The 12,852-nt window shown below is 57.0% G+C and carries 12 protein-coding genes; 9 read left to right on the forward strand and 3 right to left on the reverse strand.

Annotation, left to right across the window (positions count from 1 at the left end; translation table 11 throughout):
• The first annotated feature begins 114 nt into the window (after positions 1-114).
• The 3 genes from ACOYW2_RS18460 to ACOYW2_RS18470 all read left to right on the forward strand — a co-directional run bounded on the left by ACOYW2_RS18460 (position 115) and on the right by ACOYW2_RS18470 (position 3,924).
• The gene (locus ACOYW2_RS18460; RefSeq protein ID WP_482417514.1) at positions 115-315 is read left to right on the forward strand and encodes a cold-shock protein; all 201 of its coding nucleotides are present in this window, start codon (positions 115-117) and stop codon (positions 313-315) included.
• 439 nt (positions 316-754) lie between these two features.
• On the forward strand, positions 755-1,711 hold the full coding sequence (locus tag ACOYW2_RS18465) for a class I SAM-dependent methyltransferase (RefSeq protein WP_482767500.1): 957 nt from the start codon (positions 755-757) through the stop codon (positions 1,709-1,711).
• 5 nt (positions 1,712-1,716) lie between these two features.
• A complete protein-coding gene (locus ACOYW2_RS18470) occupies positions 1,717-3,924 on the forward strand; it encodes a molybdopterin-containing oxidoreductase family protein (protein ID WP_482767501.1) in 2,208 nt (735 codons plus the stop codon).
• A gap of 267 nt (positions 3,925-4,191) precedes the next feature.
• On the opposite strand, the gene ACOYW2_RS18475 is transcribed toward ACOYW2_RS18470, so the two are convergent.
• Positions 4,192-5,112, reverse strand: coding sequence for a LysR family transcriptional regulator (locus tag ACOYW2_RS18475; RefSeq protein WP_482767502.1), 921 nt, complete (start codon positions 5,110-5,112; stop codon positions 4,192-4,194).
• A 442-nt stretch (positions 5,113-5,554) separates the two neighbouring features.
• Between ACOYW2_RS18475 and ACOYW2_RS18480 the strand changes: the two genes are divergently transcribed.
• Together ACOYW2_RS18480 and ACOYW2_RS18485 are read left to right on the forward strand one after the other, a co-directional pair.
• Positions 5,555-6,019 carry a hypothetical protein gene (locus ACOYW2_RS18480; protein WP_482767503.1) on the forward strand — a complete coding sequence of 155 codons (465 nt, stop codon included), beginning with the start codon at positions 5,555-5,557 and terminating at the stop codon, positions 6,017-6,019.
• 459 nt (positions 6,020-6,478) lie between these two features.
• Entirely contained in the window at positions 6,479-7,615 is a 1,137-nt protein-coding gene (locus ACOYW2_RS18485) for an MFS transporter (protein WP_482771053.1), read from the forward strand.
• A gap of 240 nt (positions 7,616-7,855) precedes the next feature.
• Here ACOYW2_RS18485 and ACOYW2_RS18490 read toward each other — a convergent pair whose 3' ends face one another.
• Positions 7,856-8,056 carry a hypothetical protein gene (locus ACOYW2_RS18490; protein WP_482419448.1) on the reverse strand — a complete coding sequence of 67 codons (201 nt, stop codon included), beginning with the start codon at positions 8,054-8,056 and terminating at the stop codon, positions 7,856-7,858.
• Here ACOYW2_RS18490 and ACOYW2_RS18495 point away from each other — a divergent pair.
• The 3 genes from ACOYW2_RS18495 (at position 8,055) to ACOYW2_RS18505 (ending at position 10,132) form a co-directional block, all read left to right on the forward strand.
• A complete protein-coding gene (locus ACOYW2_RS18495; protein ID WP_482419449.1) occupies positions 8,055-8,354 on the forward strand; it encodes a hypothetical protein in 300 nt (99 codons plus the stop codon). The two genes, ACOYW2_RS18490 and ACOYW2_RS18495, sit on opposite strands and share 2 nt — an antisense overlap.
• A 382-nt stretch (positions 8,355-8,736) precedes the next feature.
• On the forward strand, positions 8,737-9,807 hold the full coding sequence (locus ACOYW2_RS18500; protein ID WP_482767504.1) for a class II fumarate hydratase: 1,071 nt from the start codon (positions 8,737-8,739) through the stop codon (positions 9,805-9,807).
• Positions 9,740-10,132 (forward strand): hypothetical protein, encoded by a 393-nt coding sequence (locus ACOYW2_RS18505; RefSeq protein ID WP_482767505.1) that lies wholly within the window; start codon positions 9,740-9,742, stop codon positions 10,130-10,132. The genes ACOYW2_RS18500 and ACOYW2_RS18505 overlap by 68 nt, the downstream gene beginning before the upstream one ends.
• Positions 10,133-10,405: 273 nt before the next feature.
• Here the strand turns inward: ACOYW2_RS18505 and ACOYW2_RS18510 are convergent, their stop codons facing one another.
• Positions 10,406-11,326, reverse strand: coding sequence for a DMT family transporter (locus ACOYW2_RS18510; protein WP_482767506.1), 921 nt, complete (start codon positions 11,324-11,326; stop codon positions 10,406-10,408).
• 114 nt (positions 11,327-11,440) lie between these two features.
• On the opposite strand from ACOYW2_RS18510, the gene pdxR reads away from it, so the two are divergent.
• On the forward strand, positions 11,441-12,838 hold the full coding sequence (gene pdxR / locus ACOYW2_RS18515) for a MocR-like pyridoxine biosynthesis transcription factor PdxR (protein WP_482767507.1): 1,398 nt from the start codon (positions 11,441-11,443) through the stop codon (positions 12,836-12,838).
• Positions 12,839-12,852 lie beyond the last annotated feature (14 nt).

The following is a 12,852-nucleotide window of genomic DNA, read 5'->3' on the forward strand; positions in this document are numbered from 1 at the left end:
CTCATGTGGAGGCTTGTGTTTCGTTATCAAAGGAATTTCCATTTGAAGAAGTGGCCAGACCTGAAAGTTTCGAACATGCAACAAACATCATTTAATTTTTAAGGAAACGTCACAATGAACAATGGAATTGTAAAATGGTTTAACGAGAGCAAGGGTTTTGGATTCATCGAGCAGGAAAACGGCCCCGATGTATTCGTACACCACTCAGGCATCAATGCTTCAGGCTTCAAAACCCTCAACGAAGGTGATCGCGTTACCTTCGACATTGAGCAGGGTCAGAAAGGTCCTGCGGCTACCAACGTCACCGTTCAGTAGAAAAAAAATCATGCTCCTCTAAAAGAGTGTAGCGTGATTTAATATATGAAAGGCCCCCTGGATTTATTTTCAGGGGGCCTTTTTTATCCCTTCTGTTGACTCTCTGCCACAAGGGGCCCACCGAAACCCAACCAGGGGAACGGGCTCTTTCTGCTGGACTTTTCCCGGCCGTCTGTGAGATGGTAGAGACAACTTGCAACAGCCTGCAATCATATCCAAAATCATAACATTCCATCACAACAACCAGTAAACCCGGGGTGGGGCAACCTCCCATCGGTGCTGAGGACCTGTGCCGCCTTGCGGTATCCCCCTGTGGCAACCGCACACCGGACCTTCGTCTGAAGGTTCGTTCCCCCCCTTACCTGATCATCCCCTGAAACGTAACGGGGCAACGATTCCGCCCCGGAGCGCGCCTCCAAGGGGCCCGAAAAAGGTGCATATGAAACGATGGTTACAGGAAAAACTGATCTGTCCGGACTGTGCTTCTGAGGAAAACCCCTTAATCCTTACCGTCACGCACGAAAAGGACGATGATGTTCTGGAGGGAGAACTCACGTGCGTGGCCTGCCGGAGGACCTACGGAATCCGCGATGGCGTGGCCGTTCTTTTACCGGAACGCAGCATGGGGTTGCTGTCCGATGATGCAGGATACAACTCCAAGGCCATGCTCTCGGCGTATCTGTGGAGCCATTTTGCCGAATTTTTCAACGGAACCAATGCCACGGATGCCTACAGGACCTGGTCCTCGTATTTCTCGGAGAACAACGGCTGGGCCCTTGATATCGGATGCTCCGTGGGACGCCTATCCTTTGAACTGAGCAGGACCCACTCTCGGGTGGTGGGCATGGACACCTCCCTGTCGTTTATCAAGACAGCGCGGAAATTGCTGACAGAAAAGCGCCTGGAGTTCGACCTCATCGTGGAGGGGCACCTCACCGAGCGCAAAACCTGCGAGCTCTCCCCGGCCTGGCACGATGACAGGGTTGAGTTTGTGGTGGCCGACGCCATGGCCCTGCCCTTTCGGGGTGCCCTTTTTTCCACGGCCACCTCGGTCAACGTCCTGGAAAAAGTGCCCCACCCCATGCAGCATCTGGCCAACATCAACCACGTGCTCAAGGACGACAACGCCATGTTTGTCTTCTCCGACCCCTTCTCCTGGGACGAAGCCGTCTCCCACCCGGAGCTGTGGATGGGCGGCCGGACCGAAGGCCCGTTTCAAGGCCGGGGCATCGATAACGTTGTCCGCCTCATGTCCGAAGGGGGCGAAGCCTTCCACCCGCCTTTTCAGATTGTTGACCAAGGCCATGTAAACTGGAGAATCCGGAAGACAGAAAATCTGTGGGAACACATCACCTCACAATTCGTGGTGGGGGTCAGACAGCAAAACAGGAGATGAGCACAGTGGATCCAAAACCCGGAATTTGCGGCATCTGTTTCCATAGCCCCGGTTGCGGGGTCATTGCGCATTTTGATGAAAACAACAGGATCGACCGACTGGAGCCGGACCCTGAAGCGCCTCTGGGCAGCATCCTGTGCCCCATAGCAGACAGCGTCAAAGAGATCATCTATTCCGAGCGGCGGCTCACGCATCCCCTTAAGCGGGTGGGCCCCAAAGGCACCCATGAGTTCAAGAAAATCAGCTGGGACGAAGCCTTTGATATTATCGTGGACAAGCTCACCGAGACAAAGAAAAAACACGGCCCTGAGGCGGTGGGATTTTATGCGGGGACAGGGACCTATGAGCGATCCTTCAAAGACATCTTTCAACTCAAGGGCTCGGAGATCTACCTGGCCAGCAGCGTGCTCTTTCCCTTTGGCTCCCCCAATTCTTTCGGCGTAGGAGCCCCTTGTTATACCGCCCTGGGCGTTCTGGCCCCCAAACTCACCATGGGCTGTCTGCACATCGATATGTTCTCGGATGTGGACAATTCGGACCTGATCCTCGTGTGGGGGACCGACCCCTCCTCGTCCACACCACCCGAGATGTTCGAACGGCTGAAGACGGCCGCAGAGGAAGGGGCGGAGATCATCGTCATCGACCCCAGGCGGACCAAGGCAGCCGAGCTTCCGGGCAGCACCTGGCTCCCCATCCGGCCCGGCTCCGACGGGGCGCTGGCCCTCGGCCTTGCCCATATCCTCATACGGGACAATCTCTACGATGAAGAGTTTGTGGCAGACTGGACCCTGGGGTTTGATGAGTTTGCCGCGTATGTGAAGGAGTTCTCGCCACACCATGTTGCCGCCGTCACGGGAATTGATGAGGAGACCATCGAAACCCTGGCCGAAAGCATCGCCGACGCCGAAGGTGCCAGCTACATCATGTACACCGGGCTGGAATACACCAAAAGCGGGGTGCAGAACATCCGAGCCGTCATGGTATTGTGGGCGTTGGCGGGCCAACTGGATGTGGAAGGGGGGCGCTGTTTTGCGAGGCGGGAAAATCGCCTTCACCTGAACCGAAAGGGTCAGCTGGAGACCCCCGGCTATGACAAATCCATCGGCAGCGGGAAGTTCCCAGTCTATTCCCATTACTGCGGGGGCGAACCCCACGCCGCCCTCCTGCCGAAATCCATCCTGGAAGGAGAACCCTATAAGATACGTTCCATGTTTGTCATGGGGGCGTCTTTGATGACCTCCTGGCCCGATCCGGGGGTCTGGAAAGAAGCTCTGGAGGCCCTTGATTTTTTGGTCTCCATCGATCTCCAGCTCACCCGGGACGCAGCCTACGCCGACATCGTACTGCCTGCAACCACAGCCTTTGAGCAGGAGTCCTACTGCTACTACGGCAACGCCATCCGGCTGAGGGAGAAGCTGACAGACCCCGTGGGCGAAGCCCGGCCCAATTACCAGATCCTGGCAGAATTGGCCCATCGCCTGGGGTACGGCCACCTCTTCCCCCAGAGCCAGGAAGAGCTCTTGCACTACATCCTGGATGGAACCGGCTTTACCGTGGAGGACTTGAAACAGGCTGACAAGCATGTGCTCCGCAACGGCAGAAAAGAGATGGCCTACCGAAAATGGGAAAAAGGCCTGCTGCGGCAAGACGGGCAACCCGGATTTGAAACCCCATCGGGCAAATTCGAGATCAAATCCACGGTGCTGGAACAATACGGGTACGAAGGCCTTCCAAAGTATGAGGAATCCGTTGAGACCCCCGTCAGCAACCCGAAGCTCCACAAGCGCTATCCCCTGATCCTGGGCACAGGCCCCTTCAAGCCCGATATGAAATCATGCCTGCGGGCCATCCCGAGCTTCATGGAGAAATACCCCTACCCGGTCATTGAGATGAATGAGGCAGACGCGGAAAAACGCCGGGTCACCACCGGAGACACCGTCATCATCAAGACGGCCCGGGGATCGGTGGTGATGCGGGCCTATGTCACCGACAAGATCATGCAAGGGTTTGTGTACGCCCCCGTGGGCGGCGGCGGCCCCCTGGGGACCGAGGCGTGGCAGAATGCCAACGTCAACGTGCTCACCGACCTGGATCAATACGACGAGATCTCCGGGTTCCCGGTCTACAAAACGCTGCTGTGCCAGGTTAAGCACAAAAAACGGGAACGCAGACGCCCGGCCGCTCAGGACCCGAGCCTCGGGTGTGTGGGCTGATCAGCAGAAGCATACAATGAGCCCCCCTTCCCCCCCTTTCATAGTGATGGGGAAACGGGGGCCGGGCAAGATTTGCTCGCTGCCTGACCAAAACCCGAACGTCCCATCTGCTCCATCCACATCTCCACAACGCCCGCCTTGTGTTCTTTATGAAGTGCCCTACCTTACATCTCATCAAAACTATTTTATAGGAACCGTGCCGTTCATGCCTGCCTCACTGTTCAGCATCAGCTAAAATCAGCTTGGAGCATTGGAAGGGGTGCTATTTTACTCTTCGATCTCCTCTATGGTCCACCCGCTCAACTCTTCTGATGAATAGGCGGCCATCATATCCACGAATCGCCGGATCTTTGCAGGGACAAAGGCCGTGGACACATAGGTGGCATAAAGGGGGTACGGCTCCAAAGAGTACTCCGGCAGCAGCTGAACCACCTCGCCGCTGTCCAGAAGTTCCTTGAAGGCCCGGGGGTTGCCGACGCTGATCCCGAACCCGGCCCGGTTGAGCTTACGAATCACCGAAGCGCTGTTCACCATGAATTTAGAAGACACCTTCACCTTCTCGGGGCCCTTCGGCCCAATAAACTCAAGGGGGGTATCTCGCTGGAAACGAGTGAAAAAAAGAAAGTCGTGGTCATGAAGATCCGAGGGTTTGCGAGGGGTGCCCCGCTTAGCCAAGTACTTCTTTGAGGCGATGAGCAGCACAGGCAGATCGATCAATTTGCGACAGATGAGGTTGGAGTCGGGAAGGTGCCCGATGCAGATGGAAACGTCAATGCCCTTCTCGCTCATATCCGGGACCTCTCCCGTGAGGATAAGTTCGACCTTCAGGTCCGGGTACATCTCCGCCATGGACGTCAGAACCGGGGCCACATGCACATCACCTATGTTGTTCGGTGCCGTGACACGAAGGTACCCCCGGGGTATGTCGGTCTCACGCGCAACACAGGCCTCAAGGGCTGCCTGTTCATCAACGAGCCTCCGCATGCCGTCGTAGTACTTTTTCCCGGCTTCCGTCGGAACGGAGCGGCGAGTGGAGCGTTGAAGCAGTTTCACACCCAGGCGCCCCTCCAGGGCTGCCACCTTCCGGCTCACGGACGAGGGGTCCGTCCCCAGCTGTTCAGCTGCTGCCTTGAGGCTCCCTGCCTCCACCACCCTTAAAAAAACCTGCTCATTGGTTTCCATTGCCATGCCGCTCCCGGGATAACGACCCCACTTGTATTTTCGTTCACGTTTCCGCCCAAATGCCTTGGGCCATGCAGTGTCACGTCTTGCCAGCAAAACACCCCTGTCAGGCCCCTTCCTTCTTCCCTCCGATGTTTCGACGGCTCCGAAACCGATCCATCCTGACACGGTCGTCATCCCCCTTGGCCAGGAACACATCTGTGCTTGCCAAGCATTTCAACACGTTGCAGAAGACGCCCCATCCCACCGGGATTAATTGCAGAAAACGCAATTAACAAATGATTAATTACCCCCTTCATGACAACAAATCAACCCCGTATAACATCACCCAGGTTGGCAACATGCCACGTCAATCACCGCATATCGCCAAAAGGTACGGCACGGCTTTAAAACCCTGCCCTGGCGATACAGCGTTTAGATCACCCATAGAACCAGGAGGTTCACAACCATGACTACACAAGCATTTAAAAAATCAGGTCTGGCGTCAGCCCTTTTCGCGCTCTGCGCCTTCACCCTCATCACCACCCAGGCTTACGCAGGATGCATGGGAGCCATGTTCGGACGCGTGGCCCAGGAAGGGACCCAGCTCCATGAGCTGGCAATGGCCTCCCTGAACCAGAACGGTGGTGCAGATACCTACTTCACCAACGGCGAAGGCAGGGTCCTGGATGTCAAGGCCAAACAGTGCGATGACGGACGCGTCCGTGTCTCTGTTGAGCGCGTCTACATCCCCCGAAACTACGTCACCGGAACCCATGACGGCACCTTGGCCGTTGAGGCAACCTACGACCACCTCCATGAGCTGGCCCAGACAGGCGACAAACTCGGTGGGTATACCCTGCTCCCGAACTCTGTGGGCGCCGATGCTTTCCAGTGCGGCACAGACATCGCCATGGCCCTGGACGCCGAATAGCCCATTGCTGCACAACGTGCTGCTCACTGCCAGGCCAATGCATCAGCCCTGAATAAAAAAGCAGTGACGCCAAAGCACAAAGCCCGTTTCCGTTGTCACCATGGAAACGGGCTTTCTTTTATTGCCCGATTTCACGAGGTGGAGTACAAGCATTCACTCGGATCGTCCGAAGGGTTAATAAAGCGAGCCAAAACGGCGAATGCCAAGTAGCTCTCTTGAATTAACTGATTTGTTCTCAGCAACCGTGTGTCATACTGTCTTATAGCGGTAAGCCTGTCGTTTTCCCATGAGATATCCGGGATCAGACCCACAAAACAACCCCCCATGACCTCTGGCGCAAGACCAGAGATCACCCCCAATATCTAAGGAATACCCGTTTCCCATGATTCGTTTTATTCTGTTACTGGCTATTCTGGCAGCGTTTCCGCCTCTGTCCACCGAGTAACTGAACCCGCGGCCATTCCCTTTCTTCAAACCCTGTGGAATCAGCCCCTGGCCATCATCAACCTGACCCTGGTCCTCTTTTTTACGGTCTACTGTGCCTTCCTTTTGGTATACGGCCCTCTGTCCGACCGCTACGGCCGCAAAAAACCGTTGATCACCGGCATCCTTATTTTTATTGCAGGCAGCATCCTCTGCGCCCTGTCCACAGGCATCCACATGCTCATCGCAGCACGCATCATCCAGGCTGCGGGAGCGGCCTCGGCATCGAGTATCTCCATGGCAATAGCCAAGGATCGCCTGGAAGCCAGAGAGAGGGAGTCGGTCATGGGGTATGTGTCGGTCATCATGGCCCTGGCGCCCATGATTGCCCCCATGGTCGGGAGCCTGATCATTACCCGGTTCACCTGTCCATGGATTTTTATGGCCCAGGCAGCCATGGGAGGGGTGGCCCTTATCGGCATGCTGTTCACACCCGAGTCCCACCCCAACCCTACGGGCGTCCCCGTAACCGAACTCATCAAAAGCTATGGCCGCCTCCTGACCAACGGGCGGTTTATGTCCGTCGTTATCTGTACCTCCATGACAGGCCTTCCCTTTTTTGCACACATCGCTGCGTCATCGAGCATTTACATCACCCACTACCATGTCAGTGAAAACACCTTTGCCCTCTTTTTCGGTGCCAATGCCCTTTGCTTTATGGCAGGGGCCATGATCTGTGCACGGTTCGGCAGATGGATAGGCAGTGTGACCTTGATGTCCACAGGCCTGACAGGAATCGCTGCCGGAGGGCTTGCCATGGCCCTTCATCTTTCCCCGCCCATGGTCAGCACCTCGCATGGGGTTTATCACGTTTTGTATCGGTATCAGCCGCCCTCTCGCTGGCCAATAACCTTGCCCTGGAGCAGGTTCAACGCGATGCCGGTGCGCGGCTTCCTCTTGGGTTTATTCATTTTTATCCTGGGGCCGCAGCCATGGCTGTTGTCTCCTTTGACTGGCACGACAAGGTTACCTTTATCGGGGTCCTTGCCGTTGGCACGGGAGGCTTGGCGTCCATTTTATGGTGGTTTATCAAAGCCAAGATTCAATTGCCTGAAACGGCTGTTCGGCAGGTTTGCGTTGAGCAGCGTGAAGCCGCATAGACCGGGTATTTGATGAGCGGGCAGCACCCATGTCAAGGCATCAGAACGCCAGATGGCGCCGACATGTGAGGGAGGATGCCGCCAACCAAGCTGTCAAAGTAAAAAAGCCCGTTTCCGTGGTCACCATGGAAACGAGCTTTTTTATTGTCTGCTTTCGTAGGGTAGTATAAAAAGACCCGGATAAAAAAGACAACAAGCATAGGGCCTGAGACAGGCCCCCAAACCGAAGGAAGGCAACACCATGGAAGCCATTTTACAAAAAGCGGAACGCATGCAGGAAAAAGCCCGGGCCATCATGGAGGACACACAGGTCCTCGACATATGGACCTCCATCGGAGCGACGATCAACCTGGTGGGATCGCTTCTCGTAACAGGGCTTTTGATCAACAACCGGGACATCGATTTCCATATTCAGCCGCAGCCCCTTCAGCCTCTCGGACAGTTTTTCAGCCATGGCACGGCTTGCCGAGAACCCTCGCATCAAGTCCATCTCCTACACCAACCTCATCGAGGCAGAGGACAAATGCATCGAGTGGCACGCCTTTTACGAAGACGACGAAAACCAGTCCTGGCAGATCGACATGATCCATATCCTGGAGGATTCTCCCTACGTCGGTTACTTCGAGCGGGTTGCTGACCGCATCTCCCAGGTGCTGACCCCGGAAACCCGCAGCGCCACTTGCACTATCAGGCCATTCCCACAGAGAAAAAAAGGTCATGGGCATCCAGATCTACAAAGCCGTCATTGCTGACGGGATTCGGGATGTCGACTCGTTCTGGCGCTGGAAAGACGCCCAGCCCGACGAGGGCATCGTGACCTGGGTTCCTTAAATAAAGAAAAAGGTCCGTTTCCCTTTGCCCCCGGCGGGTCGTTTTCCTGAAAAAAACCTGATACACCCGCGCTTCGTTTCGATCGCCCTGAAGGGCCATCAAAGCGAAACGCGGATGCGAACATATCGTCTTGGGAGCACCCCGAAAGTGGTTTTCCCTGGCCGGCCCCACACGTGATATCCCCAGGCTTTACACCCACACCCAAGTCACTGTATATTTACCTGGATGCATCCTTTTCCCATGCCACCCCCCCCAGAGCCCTCTCTCGCCCAGACACCCCCATCATCACCCAAGGAGAAAACCATGCCCGACACCCGCCAGGAAACCGATACCTTCGGCCCCGTTGCCGTCCCGGCCGATGCCTATTGGGGCGCCCAGACCCAGCGCTCGCTGCAGTACTTCAACATTGGAAACGAACGCCTGCCACGTTCCATGATCCGGGCCCTGGGCATCGTCAAGCTGTGTGCGGCCCTTGCCAACCTCAAGCAGAAAACGCTCCACAAAACCCTGGCAACGGCCATTGTGGATGCGGCCCGGCAGTTCATCGAAGGCGGGCTGGATGATCACTTTCCCCTGGTGGTGTGGCAAACCGGCTCCGGCACCCAATCCAACATGAACGCCAACGAGGTAATCTCAAACCTTGCGAACCAGCGGCTCGGGGGTGCCCTTGGAGCCAAGGACCCAATACACCCCAACGACCACTGCAACCTGGGCCAATCTTCCAACGACACCTTTCCCACGGCCATGCACATCGCCACCGTGGAAGAGATCCACCACCGTCTTCTCCCTGCCCTGGACAGCCTCCACGCGGCCCTGTCCAGCAAGGCCAGAGCCTGGGACGGCATCGTTAAAATCGGGCGCACCCACCTGCAGGACGCAACGCCTCTCTCCCTGGGCCAGGAGTTCTCCGGCTACGCCGCCCAGATAAGCCTCGGAACAGACCGCCTGCAAGACAGCCTCAAGCGCCTCTACCCCCTGGCCCAGGGGGGCACCGCCGTAGGGACAGGCTTAAATACCCGTGTGGGCTTTGCCGAGGCCTTTGCAAATGAGGTGGCAACCTATACGGGGCTTCCCTTTGTTACGGCAGGCAACAAGTTTGAAGCCCTGGCAGCCCACGACGCCATGGTGGAAACCTCCGGCGCCCTCAACACCCTGGCCGTCAGCCTCAACAAGATCGCCAACGACATCCGCTTCCTCGGCTCCGGTCCCCGCTCCGGCCTGGGCGAACTCTCCCTTCCCCAGAACGAACCCGGCTCCTCCATCATGCCGAGCAGCCTTGAACCCCACCCAGTGCGAGGCCATGACCATGGTGTGCGCCCAGGTCATGGGCAATCACGCCACGGTCACCATTGCAGGGGCCCAGGGGCATTTTGAACTCAACGTCTTCAAGCCGGTTATTGCCCACAATGTGCTGCAGTCCATCGGGCTCCTGGCCGATGCCGCAAGCAGCCTCACCCGCCACTGCATCATAGGCATCGAGCCCAACACACGGCGCATCGCAGAGCTCATGGAACAATCCCTCATGCTCGTCACCGCCCTGGTGCCCCACACCGGCTACGACAAGGCCGCCGCCATCGCCAAAGAGGCCATGGCCCGGGGATGCACCCTGCGAGAGGCCGCCCTTTCCAGTGGCTGGGTCACCGAAGACGAATTTGACTCACTGGTGAGACCCGAAACCATGATCGGGCCCCGGGACTGAGGGCAACTCACCGTTCATCGATGGCCCGCGTTACGCCTGGCGGTGCGGGGGCCGCACCCTACCATTCACAAGCGCATCGATGGCTCGTAGGGTGCGCCGTGCGCACCGCAAAGCGTGTCGAAAACCGCTATCGATAGAGGTGATGGGAGACACCATGAAAAGCAAAAGCCGAGTTTCTGGATCGCTTTTCTCACCTTTCGGGCGCTCCGAGAGCACTCGACTCGTCGACATATCCAGATTAGCCCGGATATGTCTTAATAAAGCAGCCCCGGCTCACTCCACGCAGCCCACATAGCCCCTCTTTTTAAACAGGGTACTGAAGGCAATCCCGGCCATCACCATGCTACACCCCAGAAGGTGCCGGTGATCCAAAGGCTCTCCAAGGACGAGGGCGGCCAGGAGAACGGAGCTGGCGGGCATGGCGGCTGTGGCAACCCCGGCCGCTTCGGCGCTGACCCTGCCCACGCCGTGGGTCCATAGCAGGTAAGCCATGGCCGTTGCGCACACACCGTAGTAGACAATGGCCGTAAAGGCATGCACACCGGGCAGGACATGGTAAACCCTGAACTCCCATGCCGCAAAGGGACACATCATCATCAGGCTGATCAGCACCAGACCGAAGGTATTGGTCACTGCAGAAATTTCATGGGCCACCTTTTTCCTGAAAATGGTAAAAAGGGCTTCCGCCACCACCGCCCCGAAAACCAAAAGACTCCCCCAAAGATGCCCCTTCCCGCCGGACGGACCAGACGAAAGGTTCAGCACCATCATCCCGCATACCGCTAAACCGACCCCGACCAGGCCATACGGGGTGGGACGCTCACCAAGAAAAAGAACCGCACATAAGGTAAGAACAGCCGGAGTGGTTCCCAGAATCACCCCCGCCTGCACGGCTCCAGTATGCTGCAGGCCGTAGAGGGTCAGCACCCGAAAAAGAACGATGCCGCACAGGGCCTGCATAAACAGAGATGCCCATTGATCAGGTGTTAATCCGCGAATCTCATGCCACCGGAGAAGGGCCGGAGGCAGCAGCACAAGGAAAGCCACGAGAAGGGTACTGGAACCGATCATAAAAACCGGCAGCCCCGCCGTCAGGAATTTTCCAACCACCACAGAGCTGCCTGCCAGAATCATTGCCATGACCAGCTGGACCATGCCCCTGGCCTGTTCGTTGAACGAGTTTGGGTCACGCATAAAAAAGCCTCCTTTGACGCTTCATGAAAATACGTGTACCTTACGTCAACGCAATTGGTTTACCAAAGATCCACTTTTGGACTATTTCGATAGAACCACTCAAAGGAGGCATCCATGCTCTGGCTGACATTGGATAAGTGTTCAAGGGTTCCCATGATCCGCCAGGCCTATGGCCAGATCAGGCAACTCATTTTGAACGGAAAGCTCCCCGCAGGCACCCGCCTGCCTTCCAGCCGTGAGCTTTCTGAGCGCCTCGGGGTTTCGAGGAATGTGATCCTGGAAGCCTATGACCTTCTCTATGCCGAAGGGTTTACCGAATCAAGAACCGGCTCCGGCACATATGTCGCACCGGGGAGCGTCTATCCTTCCCCCTCTCTTTCCCGGCCCCCGGAAACGCCCCCTGTCGCCACAAGGCCCGATCACGCACCAGATCTCGTCGATTTTAAATCAGGGACGCCGGATCTTCGCCTCTTTCCTGCCCGCACCTGGCTCTCCATGCTCAAGCATGTCTACGCACGCCCACCGGAAGAGGTTCTTGCCTATGGGCACCCCGAGGGACGCATGGAGCTTCGCGAAGCGATCTGCCGCCATGTGGTGGAACGTCGGGGGGTTTGCTGTCATCCGGATCAGGTGATTATCACCTCGGGAACCACACAGGCCATCGGTATTGTCTGCGCCCTGTTGCTCGAGAAAGGCCGGGAAGCGGTCCTCGAAGACCCCATCACCCTGGATATCCAGCACATCGTCCGAAGCCATGGCGGGGTGATACGACCGGTACCCGTGGATGACTCGGGCATCATTACCGAGCTGCTTCCCCAGGACCTTTCCCCCGCCTTTGTTTTCGTCACCCCGTCACACCAGTTTCCCTTGGGCGGAACCCTGCCCATTCAACGGCGCATCGATCTGCTGCATTACGCAGATGCCAAAGGAGCCTTCATCGTCGAAGACGATTACGACAGCGAATTCCGCTTTGACGGCCCGCCCATCAGCTCCCTTCACGGGCTCTGCCCGGAGCGGGTGATCTACATCGGCACCTTCAGCAAAACCTTTTGCCCCTCCATTCGCACCGGCTATCTGGTGCTTCCAAAGGAACTCATCACCCCTGCCCGATCCCTGAAATGGCAGAACGATCTCCACAATGACACCGCATCCCAGCTTGCCCTGGCCGAATTCATCACCCGAGGGCACTACCTCAGGCACCTCTCAAAAATGAAAAAGCTCTATCGCCAGAGACGCCAGTTCACCGTTGATGCCCTCACGGAGGCCTTCGGTGACCGAGTGCACATCTTGGGAAGCGAAACGGGCCTGCATCTTTCTGCCCGATTCCAGGACACCCCCTTCACGGAAAAACGCCTTGCCCGTATCGAGGCACAAGGGGTCCGCGTCTACCCCGCCTCACACCACAACATCGTGCCGGGACAACACAGAGACACGCTGGTCATGGGATACGGAAATCTTGATTCGGATACCATCAGGCGAGGCGTCGAAGCGCTAAAGGATGCCTTGGGGTGAGGAGAGGGGCCATA

It is taken from the genome of Desulfoluna sp. CLI2B, assembly GCF_056847375.1.